This window comes from Amycolatopsis sp. NPDC004378 (assembly GCF_053602455.1).
Genome location: NZ_JBSGDR010000001.1, coordinates 37,112 through 57,983, shown reverse-complemented (window position 1 = coordinate 57,983; position 20,872 = coordinate 37,112). Strand labels below are relative to the sequence as shown.

General features: G+C 73.6%; 13 protein-coding genes. 8 read left to right on the top strand and 5 right to left on the bottom strand.

Translation table 11 applies throughout. From position 1 onward, the window contains the following. Nucleotides 1–3: 3 nt before the first annotated feature. The 3 genes from ACWEN0_RS00240 to ACWEN0_RS00230 form a co-directional block, all read right to left on the bottom strand. Entirely contained in the window at nt 4–1,674 is a 1,671-nt protein-coding gene (locus ACWEN0_RS00240; RefSeq protein WP_451967514.1) for a hypothetical protein, read from the bottom strand. A gap of 81 nt (nt 1,675–1,755) precedes the next feature. Next, nucleotides 1,756–2,118, bottom strand: a complete 363-nt coding sequence (locus tag ACWEN0_RS00235; RefSeq protein WP_451967512.1) for a VOC family protein — start codon at nt 2,116–2,118, stop codon at nt 1,756–1,758. Nucleotides 2,119–2,148: 30 nt separating this feature from the next. Beyond that, complete coding sequence (locus tag ACWEN0_RS00230) at nt 2,149–2,571, bottom strand: hypothetical protein (protein WP_451967510.1); 423 nt, start codon at nt 2,569–2,571, stop codon at nt 2,149–2,151. Between the two features lie 102 nt (nt 2,572–2,673). Here ACWEN0_RS00230 and ACWEN0_RS00225 point away from each other — a divergent pair, with 102 nt between their 5' ends. The 3 genes from ACWEN0_RS00225 to ACWEN0_RS00215 all read left to right on the top strand — a co-directional run bounded on the left by ACWEN0_RS00225 (nt 2,674) and on the right by ACWEN0_RS00215 (nt 7,151). Further along, a complete protein-coding gene (locus tag ACWEN0_RS00225) occupies nt 2,674–3,822 on the top strand; it encodes a serine hydrolase domain-containing protein (RefSeq protein WP_451967509.1) in 1,149 nt (382 codons plus the stop codon). Between the two features lie 426 nt (nt 3,823–4,248). Next, on the top strand, nt 4,249–4,449 hold the full coding sequence (locus tag ACWEN0_RS00220; protein ID WP_451967508.1) for a hypothetical protein: 201 nt from the start codon (nt 4,249–4,251) through the stop codon (nt 4,447–4,449). A 92-nt stretch (nt 4,450–4,541) separates the two neighbouring features. Next, on the top strand, nt 4,542–7,151 hold the full coding sequence (locus ACWEN0_RS00215) for a CHAT domain-containing protein (RefSeq protein WP_451967507.1): 2,610 nt from the start codon (nt 4,542–4,544) through the stop codon (nt 7,149–7,151). Here the strand turns inward: ACWEN0_RS00215 and ACWEN0_RS00210 are convergent. Both ACWEN0_RS00210 and ACWEN0_RS00205 read right to left on the bottom strand, forming a co-directional pair. Next, on the bottom strand, nt 7,148–8,107 hold the full coding sequence (locus ACWEN0_RS00210; RefSeq protein ID WP_451967505.1) for an aldo/keto reductase: 960 nt from the start codon (nt 8,105–8,107) through the stop codon (nt 7,148–7,150). The genes ACWEN0_RS00215 and ACWEN0_RS00210 overlap by 4 nt on opposite strands. A gap of 2 nt (nt 8,108–8,109) precedes the next feature. Next, on the bottom strand, nt 8,110–8,898 hold the full coding sequence (locus ACWEN0_RS00205) for an SDR family oxidoreductase (RefSeq protein ID WP_451967503.1): 789 nt from the start codon (nt 8,896–8,898) through the stop codon (nt 8,110–8,112). A 215-nt stretch (nt 8,899–9,113) separates the two neighbouring features. Here ACWEN0_RS00205 and ACWEN0_RS00200 point away from each other — a divergent pair, with 215 nt between their 5' ends. Genes ACWEN0_RS00200 through ACWEN0_RS00180 form a run of 5 tightly spaced genes read left to right on the top strand, consistent with a single transcriptional unit; the run spans nt 9,114 to nt 20,803 of the window. Next, entirely contained in the window at nt 9,114–14,837 is a 5,724-nt protein-coding gene (locus ACWEN0_RS00200; RefSeq protein ID WP_451967501.1) for an SDR family NAD(P)-dependent oxidoreductase, read from the top strand. Further along, entirely contained in the window at nt 14,831–18,661 is a 3,831-nt protein-coding gene (locus ACWEN0_RS00195; protein WP_451967499.1) for a beta-ketoacyl synthase N-terminal-like domain-containing protein, read from the top strand. Before ACWEN0_RS00200 ends, ACWEN0_RS00195 begins: the two co-directional genes overlap by 7 nt. Next, a complete protein-coding gene (locus ACWEN0_RS00190) occupies nt 18,658–18,948 on the top strand; it encodes an acyl carrier protein (RefSeq protein WP_451967497.1) in 291 nt (96 codons plus the stop codon). Before ACWEN0_RS00195 ends, ACWEN0_RS00190 begins: the two co-directional genes overlap by 4 nt. Beyond that, nucleotides 18,936–19,712 (top strand): alpha/beta fold hydrolase, encoded by a 777-nt coding sequence (locus ACWEN0_RS00185; protein ID WP_451967495.1) that lies wholly within the window; start codon nt 18,936–18,938, stop codon nt 19,710–19,712. Before ACWEN0_RS00190 ends, ACWEN0_RS00185 begins: the two co-directional genes overlap by 13 nt. Beyond that, nucleotides 19,709–20,803 carry a glycosyltransferase gene (locus ACWEN0_RS00180; protein ID WP_451967493.1) on the top strand — a complete coding sequence of 365 codons (1,095 nt, stop codon included), beginning with the start codon at nt 19,709–19,711 and terminating at the stop codon, nt 20,801–20,803. The genes ACWEN0_RS00185 and ACWEN0_RS00180 overlap by 4 nt, the downstream gene beginning before the upstream one ends. Nucleotides 20,804–20,872 lie beyond the last annotated feature (69 nt).

The window sequence follows — 20,872 nt, the reverse complement described above, 5'->3', positions numbered from 1 at the left end:
CGCTCAGTTGGTTTTCGACGTCGGCAGGTGGGCGCCGAGGTACCCGACGTACACCGTGCCCGTGCGGTCGGTGTCGTCGAGGAAGTGCAGCCGCGGCGCCGGCGACTTGAAGCGCTCCAAGGCGATGTGCGCGCCGAAGTAGTCGCGGCCCGCCGGGTTCGTCCGGGGGTCCACGCGGAACGTCCGCGCCTGGCGGAGCCGTTCGTTCGTGGTCACCGTGTCCGACTCGGCCAGGGCGATGATGTTGGCGCTGATCAGCGAACCCGGCTGGCCGGTCCGCGCGAAGGCGAGCACGTCGGAGAGCTCGGGGCCCGGGTCCTGGCCCGAGCCGAGCAACGTGGTCCGCGCGCGGGCGTACGCGTCCAAGGTGCGAAGCGCGTCCCACGCCTTGCGGCGCCAGGCGGTGGCTTTCGGGTGGTGGTCGAGGATCGCGGCCGGCGCCGGCTCGGCCGTGATCGCGAGGTGCCTGAGCGAAGCCGTCGCGGCGCCGATCAGCTCGGCGAAGCTGGGGAACTCTTCCGGCGGGCACTCGGCGGCCGCGACCTCGTCGTCGGCGCCGTGGTAGCGGGCCAGGGTCCCCGCCAGCAGGCCGTTCACGCGTCTGAGCTCGTCGCGCTCGGCCTCCGTCTCCTCGAACGCGCGCGCGTAGTCGTCCACCTCCTCCTGCAACTGCGCGAGCTGCGTCCGCAGGCACGCGACGTCGATCGCGGAGAGGTCGTCGAGCCGGCGGCGGAGCACCTTCACCTCGCCGGCGTGCCGGTCCCGTTCCTCGGCGTCGGCCTTCGACTTCTTGCGCAGGATGGTGATCACGCCCCGCGCCTCGGCCAGTTCCCGCTCGGCGCGGGCCAGCTTCTCCGCCAGTCCGGCGTCCGGCTCCCGGTCCGGCGCGGCGAAGGGATCGGAGGTGTACCAGGCCTGCACGCTCGGCACCTCGGCCCACTCTTCGGGCAGCGGGGTCCGGCCGCGCGCCTGGAGCAGCCGCGTGATCGCACCCTGGAGCGCTTCGGCGGGCACCGGGCCGCCCGTCTCGACGAAGTCCGGCAGCTGGTCGCACAGCGGCGCGTACAGCCGCGCGCCCTGCGGTACTTCGTAGCCCAAGGGCACATTCCGGTTGAGCGTGCGGCGGAAGCGGTCGTCGACGTCGAAGACGTTGACCAGACCGGGCCAGCCGTCGACCGGCACCGTCGGCGGTTCGGTGAGCACCAGCACCGCCGACGTCCGCCACTGCGCCACCAGCGCCTCGCCCAGCAGTTCCGCGACGCGGTCGCACTCCTTGCGAGACCAGCCGCGCATGGCGAGAACGGGCGCCTCGATGGGGATCTCGTCGTTGCCGCTCGCGCCGAGCTCTTCCAGCCCGATCCGTTGTGCGGGCGCGACGTGGCAGTTGCGCCACGGGCGCGTGCACGCGGCGGCCAGCAGCCACGTCACGCGGTCCTCGCCCGCGTGGTAGCACAGCGAAAGCAATACCTGAACGGAGTAGCGGCCTTCGCCGTCGCTCCACCCGAACTTCAGGTCGCAGCGGCGCGATCCGCCGTCGTCGGACGAGCCGAGATCGGCGACCGTGTAGTCGTCGTGCTGCCGCTGGCGGGCGATCAGCCTGCCGCGCAAGGCGTCCAGGGGGCGTTTCCCCTCGGTGGGGACCAGTCCGTGGTGCCAGATCCGGTGCACCCCCACAGGACTCAACTCCGTTCGCCGGAAACAGGACCTCAGGCGAACATAGCGGATCCTGTGACCGTTCGAACGCGGGGCGTCACCTCATTCACGCGTCCAGAGGCAGAAGGGATGCCCGGCCGGATCGAGGCAGACGCGGACGTGCGGCTGCGGCTGGAACCGCGCGACCACGGCGCCCGCGGCGGTCGCGGCCGCCGTCGCCGCTTCGAGGTCGTCGACCTCGATGTCGAGGTGCAGCTGCATCTGCGGGGCGCCGTCGGCGGGCGGCCACACCGGCGGCACGTGGCCGGTCTCGAGCTGGAACGACAGACCGGCGCCGCCATCGTCCGGGCGCAGCGTCACCCACTCCGGCTCGTCGGTCCGGATCGGCCAGCCGAGCAACTTCGAGTAGAACGCGGCGAGCGCCCGTGGGTCCGCCGCGCCGAGCACGGTGGAGGTCAGCTTCATGAGCCGGTGGTACCCGCCGCGCCGGGAGTTCTACCGGCTCTGCCCGGTCTGGATGTCGAAGTACGCGACGGGCGGCCCGACGTGCCGCCACGACGTCGTCGCGAACACCGCGGCCCCCGAGAGCGCGAGCAGCGCGGTGAGGACGGCGAGCGTGGCGCCGATCCGGCCCGGGCCGGGCTCGGTGCGCGCGCCGGCGTGGACCCCGAAGACGAGCGCCAGCACGCTGATCGGCAGCAGCGCGAACCACAGCGCGCCGAGCACCAGCACGAACGCCTGCGTGACCCACGAGTTCGCCCAGGCGGTCACCACCGGCGGCCGGACGATCAGCCACGCCGCCCACGTCGCGACCGCGAGCGTCAGCGCGGGCGCGCCGACCGCGAGCGAAGCGATCCCCAGGCCGCGGCCCGGCCGGGTGGTTTCCGACGGCTCGGTTTCGAAGTCAGGTTCCCCCATGCCGGGAACATCCCGGCCGGGCCGCTTCGCGTTACGCGGAATACCCCGGCGCCGCGCGGGTTGACTCCAGGCGCAGCCGCAGGGATCACCGAGGGAGCCACCATGTCGTCCGAGTTCGTCCAGGGGACCGTCGCCGACGGGTTCGAGTCCGTCCGCGAGGAGTTCGCGGCCGTAGCGGCCGCCGAAGGGGGCGACTACGCCGCCCAGCTCGTCGCGCACGTCGACGGCGAACGCGTCGTCGACCTGTGGACCGGGCCCGAGATCACCGCCGATTCGCTGACGGGCGTGTTCTCCTCGACCAAGGGCGCCGCGCACCTGGTGGTCGCGCTGCTGGTCCAGGACGGCGTGCTCGACCTCGACGAGCGGGTCAGCCACTACTGGCCGGAGTTCGGCGCCGCCGGCAAGGCGGCGATCACGCTGCGGGAGCTGCTAGCGCACCGCGCCGGCGTCGTCGGCGCCGACGACGGGTTCACGGCCGCCGAGATCGCGGACGACCGGGTGATCGCCGCGCGCATCGCCCCGCAGCGGCCGTACTGGCGGCCCGGCACCCAGTTCGGCTACCACGCGCTGGTGATCGGCGCGCTGACCGGCGAGGTCGTCCGGCGGGTGACCGGACGCAGCATCCAGGAGCACTACGAGGAGCGCGTCCGGAAGCCGTTCGGCCTGGACTTCTACCTCGGCCTGCCGGAGGAGCTCGAGCCGCGCTTCCTGACGACGCAGCCGATGCTGCCCACGCCGGAGCAGCTGGCCGAGCTGGAGGCCGGGGCGACCGGGCCGGACAGCATCACCGCGATCGCCTTCAACCGCAACCACCCGAAGGCGCCGGAGCTCTGGGACCTCCCGAACATCGAGGCGGTCCGCCGTCTGAGCCCGGCCTCGGTCGGCGGCGTGGGCTCGGCCCGCGGCCTGGCGGGCATGTACGCGGCGGCGGTCAGCGGCCCCGGCCGGCTCCTGAGCCCGGAGACGGCGGCGGAGTTCGCCCAGATCCATTCGATCGGCGACGACCTGGCGACCCGCAACCGCAACGCCTTCGGCCTCGGCTTCGCCGTCGTCTCGGACGACTACCCGGAGCTGGGCCAGGGCGCGTTCGGCCACAGCGGCGCGGCGGGCTCCCAGGCTTTCGCGGACCCGCGCAGCGGCCTCGCGTACGGCTACAACCGTCGCCGCTTCGCGTTCCCGGGCGGAGCGGCCCCGGAAAACGCGCGGCTGGTCCGCACCGTCCACAAGGCGGTGATCGCCAGGCGAGCGTAGCTGTCCACAAAGGACACTCCCGGCCGGACGGCGCTGTCGTCCGGCCAGGGTGACGCGCGCCCGAGACTCGAAGCTGCGGCACGGGAACTGCGCGATCGGGCAGCCGTCCGTGCCGTGGGCGACCGGCCGGTCGCGGTCCGTGCCCGGCGCATCACGCCCCACCGGACGGCCCCGCCGTCCGCTCACCCACCCGGCGGCGGTGCACGTCCGCAGTGGACACCGTTACAGAGTTCACTCGTTAGGACGTTCCGGCCGGGGCGTTTGGCCTGATCACGGCACTCGGTCTGACTTTCCGTAGCGAAAACCCTCCCGATCATTGCTCCGTTGTGAAACTATTGGTCCGTTCGCGGGGAGAGGGCCTCGCGACGGGGACACACCGTTACGGCCGCGTCCCCATGCAGATCCCCAGGGGAGAGGAGATCGACCATGTCGACGCCCACGGACACCAAGCCGGAAGAGACCCCGGAGCCGACCGAGAAGGCGGGCCCGGTGGTCCCGCACCCCGAGCCCGACGAGTTCGGCTGGGTGCACATCGACCACGACCCGCTGGTCCCCGCGAAGGACCAGAGCGGCGGTCCGGTCGTGACGCCGAACTGCGCGCCGCCCTGCTACCAGGTGGCCCGCTGAACTTGACCAAGCTGTGACCGCCCGCCTGCCGATCTTCGACCGGTAGGCGGGCTCCGTTCTGCTTACGCCTGTGCTGTCATAGGAGAGTGCCTGTGACAAAGCTGGACCCGTCCGAAGTCATCGACAGGGTCCGCAAACTCCAGCAGACCGCTTCGGACGTTTCGTGCCTCGGGCGCTTCCACGAGGGCGTGCGTCTCCTGCGCAAGGGCATGGGCCTGCTGGACTCGATGTATCCGGTCGGCCCCGCGCACCGCACCGACTGGATGGTCACGCGGATTCGGCTCTCCAGCACACTGGTCGCGCTGAACTCGGAGATCTCCGGCGACATCAAGGCCGGGCTCGCCGGGCTGGACGACGTCCGCCGGCTGATCACCGGGGTCGAGGACGAGGTCGTGCGCGCCGAGCTGAGCGCGGCGCTCGAGCACAACTACGGCGCGCGGCTCATGAGCGTCGGCCGGAACGAAGACAGCCTCGGCTACTTCGGGACCTCGATGGAGCACCGGCGCTTCTGGCTCGACCACACCACGGAACCCGAACCCCGGATGGTCGGCCTCGTGCAGACGCTGGCCGCCCGGGGCTGGGTGCACACGAAGCTCGGCAACGTCGGCCGTGCTCGCGAGGACCTCAGCCGCGCCATCGAACTCGCCGAGAAGTACGAGCTGCGCGCCGACGCGGCGGACGGCCGGCGCTTCCTCGGAACGCTGGCGCTGCGGACCGGAGACGTGCCCGAGGCCCTTCGCCTCTACGAGGTCAGCGAGCGTTCGTACCGGGCGCTGGACCTCGACGTGCCGTCCCAGCTGAGGCTGGAACAGGCCGAGGCGCTGCTGGCCGCGGGGCTGGCCGGCGAGGCGGGCGAGCACCTCGACGACCTGATGGAGTCGATGCGTTCGCTGCCGAGCGTCACGCGCGAGCTGGCCTACATCGAGCTGCACCGGGCCGAAGCCGCGCTGAGGGCGGACGACCTGGACCTGGCCAGGCAGATGGCCGGGTCGTCCCGCCGGCGGATGCTCAAGGTGGGGTGCCAGACCTGCGCCGGGAACGCGAAGATCATCGGACTGCAGGCCGACGTGCGGGAAGCGCTGCGCTCGGGGGAGATCCCGGCGTCCCTGCCGCACCGGGCCATCCGGACCGCCGAGACGCTGCCCGTACCGCGGCTCACCGAGCAGGCGGCCACCGCGCGGATGCTCGCCGTCCGGTTGGACATCCGGCGGGGCAACCTCAAGCGCGCCGGTGAGACCCTCCGGAAGGTGCCGCGTCCCGGGCAGCTCACCCCCATCGACTACCGGATGCTGCGCCGGCTCTGCCGGGCCGAACTCGCCGTCGCGCAGGGGAACCGGGCCAAGGCGCTCACCGAAATCCGGTCCGGGCTCACCGAGCTCGATGCCGTGCGGGATCGGATGGGCGGGCTCGATCTCGTCTCCGGGACCGCGCTCCACGGTCAGGAGCTCGCCGACCTCGCCGTGAAGCTCGTGCTCGAACGCAACGACGCCCGGCGGCTGTTCGTCTGGCTCGAACGGACGCGGGCGCAGACCTACCGCTACGAACCGCTCTCGGCCGGGACCGATCCCGAGCTCGCCGCGCGCGTGGCCGAGGTGCGCGGGCTGGGGCAGGCCATCCAGGAAGCGCAGCACGACGGTCATCCCGTCGCCGGGCTGCGCGCCAAGTACAACGAACGGCTTCGCGAGGCCCAGCGGCTCGGGTGGCACACCGGGCGGTGGGGGCGGCCACGGCCGGTGGCCGGGCTCGACGAGGTCTTCGCGCAGCTCGGCCGCCGGGCCATGGTCAGTTTCGCCGCCTCCGGGGACGAGCTCGTCGCCGTCGTCGTGGCCGGGGGCGAGTGCCGGCTCGTGCGGCTCGGGTCCGCCGAGGCCGCCGCCGAGTCCGCGCGCGTGCTCAACGTCGACCTCGACGCCCTCGCGCCCGACAACCTGCCCGAGCGGCTCGCCGAGGTCGTCATGGCCTCCGCGCGCAAGCAGGCCGACAAGCTCGACGCGCAGCTGATCCAGCCGCTCGCCGAGCTCTTCGGTGACCGCGAGCTGGTCATCGTCCCCACCGGGCCGCTCTACGCCGTGCCGTGGGGCGTCCTGCCGGGGCTGCGCGGGCGCCCGACCGTCGTCGCGCCGTCCGCGACCGCGTGGCTCGCCGCGGAGCTGACGAAGTCGCCGCGGGCGCGCAAGATCGTGCTCGTGCGCGGGCCGGGGCTCGCCGGGGCGCGCGGTGAGCTGGAGAAGCTGACCACCCACTACCGCGCCGCGACGACCATGACCGGCGCCAAGGCGACCGTGAAATCCGTGCTGCGCGCGATGGACGGCGCCAAGCTGGCGCACTTCGCCGCCCACGGCGCGCACGAGCCCGAGAACGCGCTGTTCTCCCGGCTCGAGCTCGCCGACGGCGCGCTCTTCGGGCACGAGATGGCCGGGCTGCGGCAACCGCCGCGGCAGGTCGTGTTCGCCGCGTGCGAGCTGGCGCTCAACCGGATCCGGCCGGGCGACGAAGCCCTCGGCTTCGCCAGCGCCCTGCTGGCCAGCGGCTCGCGGACGGTGATCGCGCCGCTGTCCCGCGTCGGCGACCTGGCCTCGGCGGCCGCGATGGACGACTACTACCGCGCGCTCGCGGTCCGGGACAGCCCGGCGCTGGCGCTGGCCGACGCGATCGCCGTCGACCCGTTCCGCCGCCCGTTCGTCTGCCTCGGCGCCGGCTAGGCGGCCGGGGGCGACCACACCAGCCGCGGGTCGGTCTGGACGAAGCTGCCGAGCAGCTGGTCGATGCGCGTCAGCACGTCGAGGTCGAGGCGGACGCCGGCGGCCTTCGCGTTTTCCGTGACCTGCTCCGGGGTGCTCGCGCCGACCACGGCCGAGGCGACCGTCTCGTGCTGCAGCGTCCACGCCAGCGCGAGCTGCGCCATCGTCAGGCCGGCGTCGTCCGCGACGCCGCGCAGCAGCTCCACCCGCTCCAGCAGCTCCGGCATCAGCAACGGCCGCGCGGACGCCTTCCCGGCCGCGCGCGAGCCCGCCGGGATGCGGCCGTCCCGGTACTTGCCGGTCAGCACGCCCTGCGCGAGCGGCACCGACGCGAACTGCCCGACGCCGATCCGCTCGCCCACCGGCATCACCTGTGCCTCGGCGACCCGCCACAGCATCGAGTAGTGCGGCTGGTTGGCGATGAACGGCACGTCGTACCGCGAAGCCGCCTCGTGCGCCTGCAGCAGCTGCTCGGCCGTCCACTCCGACGTGCCCACGTACCGGACCTTCCCCTGCCGCACCAGGTCCGAGAGCGCGAGGAACGTCTCCGCGACCGGCGTCCGGTAGTCGAAGCGCAGCAGCTGGTAGACGTCGACGTGGTCGGTGCGCAGCCGCCGCAGGGAGCCCTCCAGTGACGCGATCACGTGCTTGCGGCTCAGCCCGGCGTCGTTCGGCCCCGGCCCTTCCGGCCAGAACACCCCGGTGCACAGGACGAGCTCGTCGCGGCGGACGGCGGAAAACGCGGCCCCGTAGGCCTCTTCGGCGGCGCCGTCGTGCCACGCCGCCGCGGTGTGGAACGTCGTGACGCCCGCGTCCAGCGCCGCCGCGACGCAGCCGGGCGCGTCGTGCGTCAGCCAGTTGCCGTACGCGATCTCGCTCACCGCGAGCCCGCTCGCGCCGAGCCTCCGGTACTCCACTTTCAGCCTCCCTGGACGGCCATCTCGTCGATCCACGCGTCGACCGCGCCCGCCTTGCGCGCGAACGACTCCCGCACGGATTCGTGCGGCAGGATCAGGAACTCCTCCTTGCCGAGCCCGTGCACGACCGCCTCGGCGACGTCTTCGGGTTCGAGCAGCGGCGCGGCCGCGGCGATGGCCAGCGCGGCCGGGTGGCCCGCCGCGATGCCGGGCTCGAGCAGCGCCGTCCGGACGCCGAGCGGGCACAGCGCGCTGACCCGCACCCCGCGCGGCCGGTAGGTGATCGCCAGCCATTCGGCGAGGCCGACGGCCGCGTGCTTGGTGACCGAGTACGGCGCGTCGCCCGGGGTGCCGAGCAGCCCGGCCGCCGACGCCGTGATCAGCAGGTAGCCCTCGCCGCGCGCGAGCATCGCGGGCAGCACGACCTGCGCGGCGTGGACGTGCTGCAGCACGTTGATCTCCCACGACTTCGCCCACTGCTCGTCCGCCGCGTGCACGCCGGTGCCGAACGCCGCGCCCGCGTTGGCGCAGAACAGGTCCACCGGGCCGAACGCGGCCTTCGCCGTCGCGACCAGTGCCGCCAGGTCCTTTTTGGACGTCGCGTCGGCGGCGACCGCGACGGCCCGGCCGCCCGCGGCCGCGATCTCCTCCGCCACCCGCTCGGCCCCCGCGGTGTCGACGTCGGACACGACGACCCCGGCCGCGCCCTCGGCGGCGAAGCGGCGGGCCATGGCCGCGCCGATCCCGTGGGCCGCGCCGGTCAGCACGACGACCCGTCCGCTCAGTTCCACACGGCCTCCCGTATTCGAATTCACAGTGTCACGAAGGTGCGAGAAATGTATTCCGCGGTTGCGATACAGGTGATAAAAGTGCTGGTCAGAGCGTTGATCGTGCCGCGTTCCACAGTTTCGTACTTTAGCACGAGTATTGCGTTTCCCGGGCCCGGTGCGTTATTCCTGGGATCGGTCCGGTGAAGATCACCCCACCCCGCACAGGAGGTTCGCCGATGGCCGAGCTCGTCCCGCCGTCGCACGCTCGACGGCTGCGGTGCCTGGGCGTCGGCGATCCCGACGTCGTCGCCGCCGTCGCTCGCGACGGCGGGCTCGGCGTGCTCGACGGCGCCGATCCGGCCGCCCTGCGGCTGGTCGCGGCCCGGGTCCGGGTGCCCTTCGGGGTGCGCACGAACGGCGTGCTGCCCGAGGGCGCGGCCTTCGCCGTCCGGACGGCCGCGCCGTGGGCCGGCGCGCTCGCCGAGGTCCCGGACGCCACCACGGCCGCCGAGGCCGTCCGCGGCGGCGCGCTCGGGCTCGTCGCCCGCGGCGGCGAACTGAGCGACTTCGTTCTGCTGCAACAACTCTTGACCGCCTTCGACGTTCCGGTGTGGGGCAGTGTCTCGGGGCCGAGGACGGCGGTGGGTGCGCTGGCCGGTGGCGCGGCGGGTGTCGTCGTGTCATCCACAGTGGACGTGCGGCGGATCGTCGGTGCCGAAGTGCCCACGCCGGCGCCGTCCGGCCGGCTCTGCCGGACGCTGGGCAGCGAACTGCCGGTCGTCCAGGGCCCGATGACGCGGGTGAGCGACCAGCCCGGCTTCGCGGCGGCCGTCGCCGATGCGGGCGGGTTCCCGTTCGTCGCGGTGGCCACGGCGAACGGCGCGCGCACCACGGACCTGCTCACGCGCACCGCCGAGCGGCTCGTCGACCGGCCCTGGGGCGCGGGCATCCTCGGCTTCGTACCCGACGCCCTGCGCGTCGAGCAGCTCGCCGCGATCCGCGCGGCGCGGCCGCGGTGCGTGCTCGTCGCGGGCGGGAAACCGGGGCAGGTCAAGGCGTTGGAGGCCGACGGGATCGCGACGTTCGTGCACGTGCCGTCGCCGATCCTGCTCCGCCAGTACCTCGACGCCGGGGTCCGCCGGTTCGTCTTCGAGGGCGCCGAGTGCGGCGGACACGTCGGGCCGCGGACGAGTTTCGAGCTGTGGGAACAACAGCTGGCCGTGCTCGAGGGGGCCGAGGACGTCGAGGTGCTCTTCGCGGGCGGAATCCACGACGCCCGGTCGGCCGCGATGGTCGCCGCGATGGCCGCGCCGCTCGACGCGTTCGGTGTCCTGATGGGCACCGCCTACTTGTTCACCGAGGAAGCGGTGACGCACGGCGCGATCACCGGCCTGTTCCAGGACCGCGCGCTCGCCGCCGGCGCGACCGTCACCCTCGAGACCGCGCCGGGGCACCGGACGCGCTGCCTGCCCAGCCCGTACACGGCGGAGTTCGAGCAGGTCAAGGCGAGCCTGACCGGGAGTGCCGAAGCGTGGCAGCGCCTGGAGGAGCTGAACACCGGACGGCTGCGCGTCGCGAGCAAGGGCGTGCGGCGTGACGGCGAGCGCATCGACGAGGCCACCCAGTTCGCCGAGGGCATGTACATGGCGGGCGAGGTCGCGGTGCTGCGCGACCGCCGGACGACGATCGTCGAGCTGCACCGCGAGGTCACGTCGGGCCGGACGTTCACCCGCCACGTGGAACCGAAGCCGGTCGGCGCGACCCGGGACATCGCCGTCATTGGTATGGCCTGCACGTTCCCCGGCGCGCCGGACCTCGACGCGTTCTGGTCCGCGATCCTGCGCGGCGAGGACGCGGTCACCGAGGTGCCACCCGGGCGCTGGGACCCGGACGTCTACTTCGGACAGTCCACTTCGAAGTGGGGCGGCTTCCTGCCTGCCCTGGCCGTCGACCCGCTCGACCACGGCATCCCGCCGTCGGCGATGACCAGCATCGATCCGGCCCAGCTGGTTTCGCTCGAGACCGCGCGCCGGGCGCTCGCCGACGCCGGGTACGCCGAGCGCGACTTCGACCGCGAGCACACCAGTGTCGTGTTCGGCGCGGAGGCGGGCGGCGACCTCGCCAACGCGGGCACGCTGCGGTCGCTGCTCGACGGTTACCTCGACGAAGTCCCGCCCGAGCTGCTGGAGCAGCTGCCCGAACCCACCGAGGACACCTTCCCGGGCACGCTCGCCAACGTCATCTCCGGCCGGATCGCCAACCGGCTCGACCTCGGCGGCGCGAACTACACCGTCGACGCCGCGTGCGGGTCTTCCCTGGCCGCGCTGGACCTGGCCGCCAAGGAACTGCGGGCGGGCACGAGCGAGCTGGTGCTGTGCGGTGCGGTCGACCTGCACAACGGCATCCACGACTACCTGATGTTCACCTCGGCCGGCGCGCTCTCGCCGACCGGGCGCTGCCGCCCGTTCGACGCGGCCGCCGACGGCATCGCGCTCGGCGAGGGCGTCGCTTGCCTGGTGCTGAAACGGCTTTCCGACGCCGAGCGCGACGGCGACCGGATCTACGCGGTGGTCAAGGGCGTCGGCGCGGCGAGCGACGGCAAGGCGCTCGGCCTGACGGCGCCGCGGCCGGAAGGCCAGCACCGCGCGCTGGACCGGGCCTACCGCGACGCCGGAGTGTCCCCTGTGGACGTCGGGCTGGTCGAAGCGCACGGTACCGGCACGGTCGTCGGCGACGCCACGGAACTCCGCACGCTGACCGGGTTCTTCACCGACGCCGGCGCCGGGCCGGGCAGCTGCGTGCTCGGTTCGGTGAAGAGCCAGATCGGCCACACGAAGTGCGCGGCCGGGCTGGCCGGGCTGATCAAGGCCGTACTCGCGCTGTGGCACGAGGTCGTCCCGCCGACGCTGCAGCTGACCCGGCCCAACGCGGCGTGGGACGCCACCACCAGCCCGTTCACGTTCACGACGGCCGCGCGGCCGTGGGCGGACCCGGCCCGGCTCGCGGGGGTGAGCGCGTTCGGCTTCGGCGGCACCAACTTCCACGCCGTGCTCGGCGCGGGCCCGGTGAGCCCCGACCGGCGGCACGGCCTGCGCGACTGGGCTCCCGAGGCCGAGGAGATCCTCGCCGGCATCCGCCGGAGCGACGCCGATCCCGGAAAGGTCGCGTTCCTCTTCCCGGGCCAGGGCAGCCAGCGACCCGGCATGCTCGCCGAGCTGTTCGTGCACTTCCCGGAGCTGGCCGACGTGCTCAAGCTCGCTCCCGACGTCGCCGTGAAAGCGTTTCCGGCAAAGGCTTTCGATGCCGACGCGGTCCAGGACCAGGAACGAGCCCTTACCGACACCCGCGTCGCGCAACCGGCGCTCGGCCTGGTCGAGACGGCGGTGGCGCGGCTCCTGGACCAGGTCGGCGTCCGCCCGGACTTCCTCGCCGGGCACAGCTACGGCGAACTGGTCGCGTTGTCGGTCGCGGGCGCGTTCGACACCGAGACCCTGCTGCGGCTCAGCCACGCGCGGGCGAAGGCGATCGCCGACGTCGCGCGGCCCGGCACGATGGCCGCCGTCAAGGCGCCGCGGGACCTCCTCACGCCCACCCTGATCGGCCCGGACGTCGTGGTCGCCAACCACAACGCCCCCGAGCAGGTTGTCCTTTCGGGCCCGGTGGCGGCGATCGAACGCGCGATCCGGCGGCTGCGGGAAACCGGCGTCACGGCCCAGCGGATCCCCGTAGCCTGCGCGTTCCACAGCCCGCTCGTCGCCGGGGCGGGAGCCGTCTTCGCGGCCGAGCTCGCCGGTGAGTCCCTGCGGGATCCACAGTGGATGGTGTGGTCGAACCGCACCGCGAAGCCGTACGAGGGCGATGTCCGAGCCGAACTGGCCGCGCAGATCGGTGCGCCCGTGCGGTTCCTCGACCAGATCGAAGCGATGTACGCGGCCGGGGCGCGGACGTTCGTCGAGGTGGGACCGGGCCGTGTGCTCACCCGGCTGGTCGGGGAGATCCTCGGCGAGCGCCCGCACACCGTCGTCGCCTGCGGACCCGATCTCGAAGCGTTCCTGACCGCGTTGCGGACACTCGCCGACGCCGGCGTCGGCGTCCGCACCGAGCGGCTGACCCGGCCGCGGCGTCCCGCACCGTCCCCGACCGCCTGGGCCGTCGACGGGCGGTCCGTCCGCGCGCCCGGCGCCGAGGCACCCGCCCTGCCCCCGGCCCGACGAATCCGGAGTACCGCCATGACCCCGTCCGCACCCGGCCGCGACCAGGCGATCGTCGACTTCCTGCGCACCACCCGTGAGCTCGTCGCGGCCCAGCGGGAGGTCATGCTCGGCTACCTGGGCAGCACTCCCGCCCCCGTCCCCGTCGCGGCGCCCGTCGTCGAGGAACCGCTTCCGGAGCCGGAGCCGGTGGTGGTCGAAGCCGCCCCGGCCGACGTCTTCACCACGGTGATCGGCGTGATCAGCGAACGCACCGGCTACCCGGCCGAGATGATCGCCGGCGACCTCGACCTCGAGGCGGACCTGTCGATCGACTCGATCAAACGGACCGAGATCGCGGGCACGCTCCTGGCCCGGCTGGGGCTGCCCGCCGACGACCGCACCGACCAGCTCAGCCGCGACCGCACGGCCGGCGCCCTCACCGCGCACCTGGAGAACTGGCTGGCCCCGGCGCCGGAAGCGCGGGCGCCGCGCCGGTACGGCCTGGTCAAGGTGCCCGTGCCGCTCGATCCGGATCCCGCGCGGTTGCGCGGGCGGTCCGTGGCCGTGCTGGGCGACGACGAGTCCGTGCGGGCCGCGTTCGCCGCGGCCGGTGCCGAGCTCGTCCCGGCGGACGCGGACATCACGGTCGTCCTGGCGGCCGGTCGCAGCGTCCCGGAGGTGTTCAAGCTCCTCAAGACGGTGAAGGGCACGGTGCTGCTGGCGGCGGAGCCGGGGACGGCCGGCCTCCGCGGCCTGGCCCGCGCCGCCGCGCTGGAACGCGACGGCGGCACCCGGCTCGTCGAAGTCACCCACGACGTCGCCAAGGTCCTGGTCGACGAGGCCCTCAGCGACGGCCCTTCGGTCGTGTGCCACGACGAGAGCGGCCGCTTCACGATCGAGCCGCGGCCCGCGGACCTCCCGTCGATCGCCTACTCCGGCGCCGGTCCCGGTGGCGGCGAACTGGCCGCGCTGGGCCTCGGCCCGGACTCGGTGGTGCTGCTGGTCGGCGGCGCGCGGGGGATCACGGCGCACGCCGCGACCGCGTTCGCCGCGGCCGGCTGCCGGATCGAACTGGCCGGACGGACGCCGTGGCCGGGGGAGCCGGACGACCTGCCCGAGGACCCGGCCGCGATGCGGGCGGTGCTGGCCGGCCGGGGCGGATCGGTGGCCGGGATCGAACGGCGGGTGCGGACCGTGCTGGCCCAGCGGGAAATCGGCCGCACGCTCGACGAAGTCCGGGCCGCGGGTGGCGACCCGGCCTACCGGACGCTGGACGTGCGTGACCCGGAAGCGGTCCGGCGCCTGGTGAAGGACCTCGGCCGGGTCGACGGCGTCGTCTTCGCGGCAGGGGTGATCGACGACAAGCTCATGGCGGACAAAGACGAACTGTCGTTCCGGAATGTCTACGAGACCAAAGCGGAGGGTGCTCGCGCGCTGCTCGACGCGCTCGACGTCGGACCCGGCTTCGTCGCGTTCTTCGGCAGCATCGCGGCCGTGCTCGGTAACCGCGGCCAGACCGACTACGCCGCGGCGAACGACGCCCTGGAGGCTCTGGGCCGCGATTGGCCCGGCCGGGCCGTGACCGTCCACTGGGGACCGTGGGCGCCCGCGGCCGACCACCGCGGCATGGTGTCGCCGGAGCTCGCGCGCGAGTACGAGCGCCGGGACGTCGCCCTGCTCGACCCGGCCGAAGCGACCGCGGCCCTGCTGCGCGAACTCGCCTACGGCTCGGACCGTGCGGTGCTGTACACGGCGTCGCTGTGGTGAGCCAGGAGCCGGTCGCGATCGTCGGCATGGGCGTGTTCCTGCCCGGCGCGTCCACGGTGGACCAATATTGGCGGAACCTCGTCGACGGCATCGACGCCGTCACCGAGGTCCCGCCGCACCGCCGCGACCCGGCGTTCCACGGCCACGACGGCACCGGGCCGGACCGGACGCACGGCCGTCGCGGCGGCTTCGCCCCCGACACCCTCGAGTTCGACCCGGTGGCCCACGGCGTGCCGTCGACGTCCCTGGAGGGCACGGAACCGGACCAGCTGACGGCGCTGGCCGTCGCGGTCGCCGCCGTCGAGGACGCCGGTGGCCTCGGCCGGCTCGGCGACCCCGAGCGCGTCGGCGTCGTGCTCGGCCGCGGCGGCTACCTCTCGCCCGGGTTGCGGGGCTTCGACCAGCGCGTCCGCACCGTCCGGCAGATCACCCGCACGGTCGGCGAGCTGATGCCCTCGGCCGGCCCCGACGTCCTCGACCGGCTGCGGACGGCACTGCTGGCACCGCTCGGCGAGTTCCGGCCGGAGACCGCCGCCGGACTGGTGCCCAACCTCGCCGCGGCCCGCGTCGCCAACCGGCTCGACCTCGGCGGTCCGGCGTACACAGTGGACGCCGCGTGTGCGTCTTCGCTGGTCGCGGTCGACCAGGCGATCGGCGAGCTGACCCGGCACCGCTGTGACGTCGTGCTGGCGGGCGGTGCGCACCAGACGCACGACGACACGCTCTGGTCGCTGTTCACCCAGCTCGGCGCCCTTTCGCCGAGCCAGCGGATCAGCCCGCTCTCGCGCGAAGCCGACGGCATGCTCATCGGCGAGGGCACCGCGCTCGTCGTGCTCAAGCGGCTGGCCGACGCCCGGCGCGACGGCGACCGCGTGTACGCCGTGATCCGCGGCAGCGGCACGTCGAGCGACGGGCGCGGCGCGAGCCTGCTCAGCCCGTCCGTCGCCGGGCAGACCCTGGCGCTGCGCCGGGCTTGGGACGGGCTCGATCCGGCGGAAATCGGCCTGCTGGAGGCACACGGCACGGCGACGCCGGCCGGGGACGCCGCCGAGCTGACGACCGTCGCCGACGTCTTCGGCCAGGCCGGCGGGCCGCGCTCGGTGATCGGCTCGGTGAAGTCGATGATCGGGCACACGCTGCCGACGGCCGGAGTCGCCGGATTGGTCAAGGTGGCGCTCGCGCTGCACCACGGGGTGTTGCCGCCGACGCTCAACTGCGCCGACCCGAACCCGCTGCTGGACAAGACGCGTTTCCGTGTGCTGGCCGAGGCCGAGCCGTGGGGCGAGCTGCCGCGCGCGGGTGCGGTCAACGCGTTCGGCTTCGGCGGCGTCAACGCGCACATCGTGCTGGAAGGGGGCGATCCGGCGCCGAAGCGGCGGGTGCGCGTCGACGAGCCGGAACGCGTGCTGCGGCTGGCCGCGGGCACACCGGAAGAGCTGCTGGAGCGCCTCGACCGGCCCGGCGACGAACGTGACGGGCCGTGCCGGATCGGGATCGTCGGCCCGGACGAGCGCAAGCTGGCCACGGCCCGCAAGGTGCTGGCCAAGGTGGCCGCGACGGGCAAGGCGTGGCACGGCGGCGGCGACGTCTGGTGCTCGGTCGACCCGCTGCTGCCCGGCGGCAGGATCGCGTTCGTCCACCCGGGACTGGAAGACGGCGCCGAGCCGCGGATCGGCGACGTGGCCGCGCACTTCGGCCTCGACCGTCCACAGTGGTCGACCGCCAGCGTGCTCGACCGCGCCGCGAGCGTGTCGGCCACCGGGCTGATGCTCGGCGAAGTCCTCCGGCGGCTGGCGATCCGGCCCGACGCGCTCGCCGGCCACAGCGTGGGCGAGTGGACGGCGATGCAGGCCGCCGGGATGTACCGGGCCGACCCGGGCGTCCTCGACCGCTACTGGCCCGACGGGTTCGAGCTGCCCGAAGCGGACTACCTGGTGCTGGGCTGCCCGGCCGCGCGGGTGGCCGGGCTGCTGCCCGGCGACCTGGTGATCTCCCACGAGAACGCGGTCAAGCAGACGATCGTCTGCGGGCCGCCCGAGGCCGTCGCCGAGTTCGCCGAGACCTGCCGCGGCCAGGGGATCGTGGCCCGGACGCTGCCGTTCCGGTCCGGGTTCCACACGCCGTTGATGCGGGCGCACCTCGCGCCGTTCGCCCGGCTCGTCACCGAGCTCGACCTGCGCGAGCCGGCGCTGCCGGTGTGGTCGGCGACGACCGCGGCGCCGTACCCGGCCGCGCTGGAAGCGATTCGCGAGCTGTACCTGGTCCACCTCGTGCGCCCGGTCCGGTTCCGGGCGCTGACCGAGGCCCTGCACGACGCCGGGTTCCGCGCGTTCGTGCAGGTCGGAGCCGGTCAGCTCGGCTCGTTCGTCACCGACACGCTCGGCGAGCGGCGGCACCTGGTCGTCGCCGCCGCGTCCGGAACGCGGTCCGGGCTCGCTCAGCTGCGTCGCGCCGCGACCGCGTTGTGGACCGAAGGCGGTAACCCGGACTTCGAGGTCCTCGAACCCCGCCGGATCCGGCTGAACACCGGAAATCCCTTGCTGTCGCTGGGAGAGTCGGCGCGCGGTCTGCTCGAGGACGAGGTGCTGCCCGCCGGGGTGCCGGACGCGATCGTCGCCGAGTTCACCGCGCTGCTCACCGACACCCGCCGGGCCGCCGCGGACGTCGTCGCGGCGGCCGCCCGCCGCCGCGTCGAGTCCACTGTGGACGTCTCGCTCACGGCGATGCCGTACCTGCGCGACCACCGGTTCTTCCGGCAGCGCGACGACTGGCCCGACGAGTCCGACTTCCGGCCGGTGGTCCCGGCGACGACGCTGGTGGACCTCGCCTGCCGGGCCGCCGAACGCACCTGGCCGGGCACCAGGGCCGTCGAGGTCCGCGACGCCGTGTTCTCGCGGTGGCTGATCGCTTCCCCGGCGCAGCGGGTGCCGCTGGTGATGAGCCGCGAGGGTGACTGCGTGACCGTCGAGATCGGACCGTACGCGCTGGTGAACGTCGAGCTGGGGACGTACGCCCCACCGCCGTCGCGCACCGGGGTGCCCGGTCCGGAGACGACCCCGCCGCTGAGCGCGTCCGAGATCTACGAGCAGCGCGAGATGTTCCACGGCCCGGCCTACCGGGGCCTGGCGCGTCTGACCGGCCTCGGCGAGCAGCACATCCGGGGCGAGCTGATCGTGCCGTCCGCACCCGGCGGGCTGCTCGACAACGTCGGGCAGCTGCTCGGCTGCTGGCTGATGGCCACCCGGCCCGACGGGCTGCTCGCGTTCCCGCGCTCGCTCGGCCGGCTGACGTGGCACGGGCCGGAACCCGAGCCGGGCACCCGCGTCGAGTGCCTGGTGCGCGTCCGGCTGCCCCGGCCGGACGTCCTCGAGATGGACGCGGAACTCGTCCGGGACGGCCGGGTGCTCGCGACCGTCGAACGCTGGCGGGACGTCCGGTTCCCGTGCGACCGCGCCGCCCACCGCGTCTACGCCTTCCCCGACCGGCACCTGCTGGCGGACCGGCGGGACGACGGCTCGGTCGCGGTCACCGACCGCTGGCCGACGGTCGCCGCCCGCGACATCTACGCCGGCGTCTACCTCGCCGCCGGGGAGCGCGCCGAGTTCGCCGCCGTCCCGCCGCGCGAGCAGCGCGGCTGGCTGCTGAAGCGCATCGCCGCGAAGGACGCCGTCCGCGCCCGGCTCGCCGAGCCCGTCTACCCGGCGGAGATCCGGGTGCACGACGACGGCACGGTGTCCGGCCGGCACCGCGTGCTGCCGGACTTCGCCGTCACGGTCGAGCTGACCGGGGACACTGCCACCGCCCACCTCAGGAGCATGTCATGACCCTCGACCACGCCTCCGCCGTCTTCGACGTCGTCGCCGAGCTGCTGACCCAGCTCACCGGCGACGCCGAGGTGCTCGGCATCGAGATCACGCCCGACACGACGTTCCACGAAGACCTGCAGCTGGAGAGCATCGACCTGGTGACCTTCGCGAGCATCCTCGCCGAGCACTTCGGCGCGGACGTCAACCTCGCGGAGTACCTGGCCGAGCAGGACCTCGACGACGTCATCGGGCTGACCGTCGGTGACATCGCCCGGTTCGTGGGGGAGCGCACGTGCCCACGATGACCGTGAACGGGCTGCGCACCAACGTGCAGCTCGTGCCCGCAGGCGGCACCGAGACCGTGGTGTTCCTGCACGGCATGGGGACCGACAGCCTCGCGAGCTTCTACCTGACGCTCGCGCCGCCGGTCGCGGCCGCCGGTATCGACGTGATCAGCTACGACCTGCGCGGCCACGGCAAGACCGAGCGGCCGGTGCGCGGGTACACGCTCGGGGACTTCGTCGCCGACCTCGACGACCTGCTGCGGCAGCTCGGCGTCGACCGGCCGGTGCACCTGGTGGGCAACAGCTTCGGCGGGACGCTGGCCTACAGCTACGCCGTGGCCCAGCCGTCGCGCGTGCGCAGCATCGTGTGCATCGAGTCGGAGCCCGCGACCGAGGTGTGGGCGGGGAAGATGAGCGAAATCCTCGCGCACACCGTGAAGTTCCTGCAGGTGGAGGAGAGCTTCGACTGGATCGAGGCGAACTTCAGCGCCCACCACCGGCGGCTCGCGCGGATGGCGGCCGAGCGGATCACGTCGACGAAGATGGCCGAGGAGGTCCCGCTCGGGCCGTTGCTCACCTGGGAGCAGGTGGCGGCGATCGGCTGTCCCGTACTGTCCATTTTGGGCAGTCACGGCTACCAGGCGGACGACCTCGAAGCGCTGACGTCGGTGCTGCCGCACGGCGAGCTGCACGTGTTCGAAGGCCAGGGGCACTCGGTGCTGGTGGAGCAGCACCGGGAGGTGCGCGAGCTGGTGCTGCGCTGGATCGAACGGCACGCGGCGTGAGGTTCCTGCTGGTCGTGCCGCCGCTGACCGGGCACGTCGCGCCGTTGCGCCGGGTGGCTGCCGTGCTGGCGCGGCGGGGGCATTCCGTGGCCTGGTGCGGGCCGGAGCTGTCCACTTTGGTCTCCGGTCCGGTGTTCTCCTCGGGGCCGTTTTCGCCGGTGCCGCGGCCGCCGGAGCTGCGCGGGTTCGCCGCGCTGAAGTACCTGTGGGAGTCCTACCTGGTCCCGCTGGCCGACGCGATGGTGCCGGGGGTGGCCTCGGCGGTCTCCTCGTTCGCCCCCGACGTGGTCGTCGCGGACCAGCAGGCGATGGCGGGGGCGCTGGTGGCGGCGCGGTGCGGGCTGCCGTGGGCGACGTCGGCGTCGACGTCGACCGAGCTGGCCGATCCCTTGGGCTCACTGCCGAAGATCGCCGCGTGGGTGTCCGGCCTCCAGGCCGGGCTGCGGGCCCGGCACGGCGTCCTGCTGGGTGACCTGCGGTTTTCCCCGCACCTGGTGCTGGCGTTCACGACGCGGGCGCTCGCCGGCGAGTCCCGGCTGGCGGTGCCGGTGTCCTACGTCGGGCCGTCGCTGCCCGAGTCGTCGGGTGAGTGGGCTCCCGCGGACGACCGGCCGCTGGTGGTGGTCACCCTGGGGACGTCGAACGCGTCGGCGGGTGGCCGGTTCCTGGCCGAGAGCGTGGACGCGCTGGCGGGCATGCCGTCCGTGCAGGGGCTCGTCGTGGACCCGTCCGGCGGGCTGGTCAGCGAGAGCGTCGCGCTGGCTCGGCGGATCCCGCAGGTGGCGGCGTTCGCGCACGCCTCGGTGGTCGTCTGCCACGGCGGCCACAACACGGTGTGCGAAGCGTTGTCGGCCGGCGTCCCGCTGGTGGTGGCCCCGATCCGGGACGACCAGTCGATGCTGGCCCAGCAGGTGACCACGGCGTCGGCGGGCGTGCGAATCCGCTTCGACCGCGCGAAGGCGGCGGACATCCGCAAGGCGATCGAGTCAGCGGCCGAGTGCCGCGACGGCGCGGCCCGGATCCGCGAGTCGTTCGCCGCGGCCGGAGGCCCCGAGGAGGCCGCAACCCACCTGGAGTCCCTGGCCCTGTGACCAGAGAGGCATCACGTGTGTCTGGAGGGGCATCACGTGTGTTTGGAGGGGCATCACGGTGATGCCCCT